Consider the following 5482-nt stretch of genomic DNA (forward strand, 5'->3'; position numbering starts at 1 on the left):
GCCGAGGCGCGGATTGCAGGCGCGCCGCTCTGGCTGCGCGCCGAACCCGCGCACGATCCCGCGATGGCGAAATCGATCGCCGCCGATCTGGCAGGGTGGATTCGCGGATGAGGCAGCATTTCACCTTCCCTTGCGCGAGCGAGACGCTGGCCGCGACGCTCGACAGCGCCGATGGCACCACCGGGCTGCTGATCGTCAGCGGCGGCAACGAGATCCGGTCGGGCGCGCATGCCGGCATGGCCGCGCTCACTGCCGAGATCGCTGCTGCCGGGCATCCGGTGCTGCGCTATGACCGGTGCGGCATCGGCGACAGCACGGGAGACAACGCCGGGTTCGAATCGAGCGCCGACGACATCGCCGCCGCCGTTGCCGCCTTCCGCGCGCACGCCCCGCAGCTCACCCGGCTGGTGGCATTCGGCAATTGCGATGCGGCGAGCGCGCTCGCGCTGTTCGGCCCGGCGGCGGGTGTCGACGCGCTGATCCTCGCCAATATGTGGACGATCGAGACCGAAGACGACGGCGCCGACGAGGCGGAAGCCGCGAGCACGATGACCGCGAGCGCGATCCGCAGCCGTTATCTCGCCAAGCTGAAGGACCCGCGCGAGCTCTGGCGGCTGGCGAGCGGCGGGGTGAATATCGGCAAGCTGGTGCGCGGCTTGAGGCAGGCGACGGCGAAGACCGAAGTCACTGGCCTCGTCGCGCGCCTCGGCGAGGCCCTTGCCACGCTCGACCGCCCCGCCACCCTGCTCGTCGCCGAACACGACCGCACAGCTATGTGGTTTCTCGAACACTGGACGAGCGAGGCCTTCGCTCCCGCCCGCGCCAACCCGCAATTGTCGCTCCACCGCCTCGACAGCGGCTCGCACAGCTTCGCGAGCGCGAGTGACAAGGCGTGGCTGAGGGAGCGGATTTTGGCGGCGTTACAATAGGTTCTGGCCAGCGCAGTGAGCGCCGTGCCGCGAACCTCAGGTCATTTTTCGGCATTCCAGAGGAGCAGCGCCGCCCTAATCTCTCGCGACGCGGCGATATCATTTTTCGGCCGACCATCGAATACGCCCACCGCGACAAAATCGCCCTGCTTGACCACGATCGAGAAACCTGACCGCAAGGCGCCGAAATGAGTCGCGAAATCCGGTCCAATCGCCCATCCCAATCCATAAGGTATGTCGTTCGGGCGGCTCAGCGCATGACGCCCCGTCCCTTGCGGCAATGGTCGGGAGGCAAAGCGGTAATATTGCCGGGCGGTGCCGGACCAGCCTCCAGCCGGCCCCAATGCGGGATCGAAATCCATGTCTTCCGTTTCGGGAAAGAGGTCCGCTACGCTGTCGCGAAAACTCTTGCCGGTTTTCTCGGCGATGGCCCGGCCAACCAGGCAATAGCCAAGGTTCGAATAGGCATAGCGCGCGCCGGGTCTGAACTGCTTTTCCGGAACGGCAAGCATGGTACAATCGTTGCCGCTCGTCAGGCGTGTCACCGGATCGCCTGCCACGGCTCTGTCCCAACCGCCACGATGCTGAAGCAACTGCCGAACCGTCGCGCCTTCGATCTTCTGGTCGAGATCGAGAACGCGCAGCGCAGCAGCGGCGGTGATGGGCTTCGCAAGGCTGTACAATGGCCTGACCATATCAACCTTGGCATTAACAGTGCGGACCCTGGGCTGCTCCCCGGAATGGCCATAGGCAATTTCGGCTGCCGTCAGGCCATGCCGATGCATAATGTCCTCGAGGCTGTCGACATCACTCCCGGCGTTTCGCCACAAGACGAGGAGAAGCATGCCGATCGCAGCCAACAGCGCGACCGAAAGAAGAGATCTGCGCATGGCCGCTCGGTCCGTGTTCTGTCAAAGCGCCGTCAAGACGCCGAGTAGAGGCTTACGCTTCGGCCTTTTCCGGTACCGGACAGCCTGGCCAGGCCGACGGACAGTGCAATCCCCAGTCAAAATCGCGATCACTCCGCCGCGATCGCCTCGAAATCCGCCTCGGCCAGGAACCGTTCGACATCGAGCGCGGCCATGCAGCCGGTGCCCGCTGCCGTCACCGCCTGGCGATAGACCTTGTCCATCACGTCGCCGCAGGCGAACACGCCGGGGATGCTGGTGTACGGCGTGCCGGGCTTGACCTCGATATAGCCATCACGGTCGAGCGGCAGATGGCCCTTGAACAATTCTGTCGCAGGCGCGTGGCCGATTGCGACAAAGCCACCGTCCACTGCCAGATGCGAACGCTCGCCAGTCACGGTGTCCTTCAGATCGATGCCGACCAGGCCATGCGGCTCGCCGCCTCCGACGAAGCGCTCGACGCCCTTGTTCCACAGCACCGTGATCTTGGGATTGGCGAACAACCGCTCCTGCAGGATCTTCTCCGCGCGCAGCGAATCGCGGCGGTGGATCAGCGTGACATTGTCCGAATGGTTGGTGAGATAGAGCGCCTCTTCGACCGCGGTGTTGCCGCCGCCGATCACCGCAACCTTCTTGCCGCGATAGAAGAAGCCGTCGCAGGTCGCGCAGGCGGACACGCCCTTGCCGCCCAGTTCCTGCTCGCCGGGAACACCAAGCCACTTGGCCTGCGCGCCGGTGGCGATCACCAGCGTTTCCGCCTCGTACACCTGGCCGCCATCGCCGGTCAGGCGGAATGGGCGGCGCGACAGGTCGACGGAGACGATGGTGTCATAGATCATCTGCGTGCCGACATGTTCGGCCTGGGCCTGCATTTCCTGCATCAGCCACGGCCCCTGGATCACGTCGCGAAAGCCGGGATAGTTCTCGACATCGGTGGTGATGGTGAGCTGACCGCCCGGCTGCAGCCCCTGCACCACGATGGGCTTGAGCCCGGCACGCGCGCCATAAATGGCGGCGGAGAGGCCGGCAGGGCCGGAGCCCAGGATCAGCATGCGGGTCTTGATCGTTTCGGTCATGGTCTGGCTTTCTCGAACGGATGCGGCGGATGTGGACAGGGCCAGGCCTGGCCGCAAGGGCAGCAGGCGGTGAGTCCCGCGCAACATTAACTTGTGGGCCGCTTAAGCAGATTTGGGCCCGCCCTGCCAAGCGCGATTCACCGGCTCGTGGGAATCGCTTGCCAAGCGCCGCGCGCTATGACCACTCTGTGCCAATGCTCGCGCGCATCCAGTCCATTGCCACCGCTCTTCCGCAAACTCGGATCAGCCAGCCAGAAGTGCGCGATTTCGTCGCCCAGGCGACCGACAAGGGGCTGAGCCCGCGAATCGCCGCCATCTATGACAGCACCGGGGTGGAAAGCCGCGCGATCGCGCAGCCGCCCGAATTCTATCTGGGCCGCGCCGATTTCCCCGAGCGCAATGCGGTCTATCTCGCCGAGGGACAGCGCCTGCTCGAGCAGGCCGCGACCGAGGCGCTGGCCGAGGCGGGGCTGGAGCCGGGACATATCGACGCCATCGTCTGCGTCTCTTCCACCGGCATCGCGACGCCCTCGATTGCCAGCCAGATGCTCGCGCCTATGGGCTTTCGCGCCGACGCACTGACCGTGCCGCTGTTCGGCTATGGCTGTGCGGGCGGGGTGCTGGGTCTGCAGGTGGCGGGCGATCTGGTCCGCGCCGACCCTTCGCGCCGCGTGCTGCTGCTCACGGTCGAGCTGTGCTCGCTCGCCTTCCGCTTCGGCGATCTCACCAAGAAGGCGATCATCGCCTCCACGCTGTTCGCCGACGGGGCGAGCGCGGTAGTACTCTCGGCTGAGGGGGATGGCCCGGCGCTCGGGCGGTTCGCGCAGCATACCTGGCCGGATAGCCGGGCGATGATGGGCTGGGACGTCGACGAGCTCGGCCTGGGCCTCATCCTCTCGCGCGACCTGCCGAGCTTCGTGCACAGCCATTTCGCGCCGGTGGTCGACGGCTTTCTCGCGCGCGAGGGGTTGGACAAGGCGGCGCTCACCGAACCCGCGTGCCATCCCGGCGGGCGCAAGGTCATCGACGCGCTCGAACAGTGCTTTGCGCACCTGCCCGCTGGCCTGGCCGAAACCCGCGCGGTGCTGGCCGATCATGGCAACATGTCGTCGCCCACCGTGCATTTCGTGCTGAAGCGCATCCTGGCACGCGGCGAAACCGGCCCGCTGCTGATAACCGCGCTTGGCCCCGGCTTTACCGGCGCGATGGGCATCGTGCACCGATGATGGCAAACCCTGCCCTCGCGCCGTTCGTCTGGTCGCCCGGCTGGCCCGCCGCCTGGGCGGTGCTGGCGTTCCTCACGGCGCAGCGGCTGCTTGAACTGGTCTATGCGCAGAAGAACACCAGAGCACTGCTCGCACGCGGCGCGGTAGAACATGGCCGCGATCATTATCCGCTTATGGTGGCAATCCATGCCGGGTTTCTGGCTGCGCTCTGGTTCAGCACCGCGTCAGATGCGGCGATGCTCTGGCCGCTGCTGATCGTCTTCGCGCTGCTGCAGGCCGCAAGGCTATGGGTGCTGGCGACGCTCGGGCCATATTGGACGACGCGGATCATCTCCTCGCCGGATTTTCCGCGGATCAGCGGTGGTCCCTACCGGCTGGTTCGCCATCCCAATTACTGGGTGGTGACGCTGGAAATCCTCACCATCCCTCTGATCTTCGGTCATTATCGCATTGCCATGCTGTGGACGATCCTCAACGCCGGAATCCTGTTCGTGCGCATCCGGACCGAGAACGTCGCGCTTCGGGCGCGAAGCACGCAAAAATCTGTCGCTTGAAACCACCGCCCAGCTTATGGTGCGGGTCCGTTAGACAGCTCCGGATTTCAAGGCTTCATGCGTCATCTTGTCGGCCTGCTGGCCAGTTCTGCTCTGCTCCTGACCGGCTGTGGCGGAGGCGGAGGATCGTCCACCCCCACGCCGACCCCGATCGCGAGCGCACCAGCGCCAACGCCCGGCCCGACGCCCAGCCCCACCTGCTCGCTCGCCAACCGCCAGGCCTTTGCCCGCGACGTGCTCGACGAATGGTATCTCTTCCCCGAACTGCTGGTGACCAGCGCCAATCCGGCGAGCTTCACCACCGTCCAGGGCTATATCGATGCGCTCACCGCGACCGCGCGGTCGCAGGGCAAGGACCGGTTCTTCACCTTCATCACCTCGATTGCCGAGGAAAATGCGTTCCTCGCGAGCGGCGAGAGCGCCGGAATCGGCATACGGCTGTCGATCGATTCACCGGCGCGCCGGGTGTTCGTCAGCGAGGCCTTCGAAGGCGCGCCGGGCCTCGCCGCCGGGATCGACCGCGGCGACGAGATCACCGCCATCGGCACCAGCAGCGCGAGCCTGCGCAGCGTCAGCGACATCATCGCGGCAGAAGGTTCTGCCGGAATCACCAATGCGCTGGGGCCGAACACGGCGGGGCTCTCCAGAGTGCTCAGGGTTACGCGCGGCAGCACATCGCGCGAGGTCAGCGTGACCAAGGCGGTGTTTGATCTCCCCGCCGTTTCCAGCCGCTATGGTTCGCGGATCATCCAGGATGGCAGTCGCCAGATCGGCTATATCAACCTGCGC

At 65.8% G+C, this 5482-nt stretch carries 5 protein-coding genes and 1 pseudogene; 4 read left to right on the forward strand and 2 right to left on the reverse strand.

What is annotated here, in order from left to right; all coding sequences use genetic code 11:
* The first annotated feature begins 107 nt into the window (after positions 1-107).
* On the forward strand, positions 108-929 hold the full coding sequence (locus tag AX735_RS00320) for a hydrolase 1, exosortase A system-associated (RefSeq protein ID WP_066274107.1): 822 nt from the start codon (positions 108-110) through the stop codon (positions 927-929).
* Between the two features lie 41 nt (positions 930-970).
* On the opposite strand, the gene AX735_RS00325 is transcribed toward AX735_RS00320, so the two are convergent.
* Complete coding sequence (locus AX735_RS00325) at positions 971-1819, reverse strand: serine hydrolase domain-containing protein (RefSeq protein ID WP_066274109.1); 849 nt, start codon at positions 1817-1819, stop codon at positions 971-973.
* Positions 1820-1947: 128 nt separating this feature from the next.
* Entirely contained in the window at positions 1948-2913 is a 966-nt protein-coding gene (trxB, locus tag AX735_RS00330; protein ID WP_066274110.1) for a thioredoxin-disulfide reductase, read from the reverse strand.
* Positions 2914-3107: 194 nt separating this feature from the next.
* Here trxB and AX735_RS00335 point away from each other — a divergent pair, with 194 nt between their 5' ends.
* The 3 genes and pseudogenes from AX735_RS00335 to AX735_RS00345 all read left to right on the forward strand — a co-directional run.
* Positions 3108-4139, forward strand: coding sequence for a type III polyketide synthase (locus AX735_RS00335; protein ID WP_066274115.1), 1032 nt, complete (start codon positions 3108-3110; stop codon positions 4137-4139).
* Positions 4139-4693: an isoprenylcysteine carboxyl methyltransferase family protein gene (locus tag AX735_RS00340; RefSeq protein ID WP_066274117.1), complete on the forward strand. Its 555-nt coding sequence runs from the start codon at positions 4139-4141 to the stop codon at positions 4691-4693. Before AX735_RS00335 ends, AX735_RS00340 begins: the two co-directional genes overlap by 1 nt.
* Before the next feature lie 57 nt (positions 4694-4750).
* Positions 4751-5482 (forward strand): annotated as a pseudogene (locus AX735_RS00345) (S41 family peptidase); the annotation flags it as partial.

The organism is Blastomonas sp. CCH1-A6 (assembly GCF_001556365.1).
Taxonomy (GTDB): Bacteria; Pseudomonadota; Alphaproteobacteria; order Sphingomonadales; family Sphingomonadaceae; genus Blastomonas; species Blastomonas ursincola.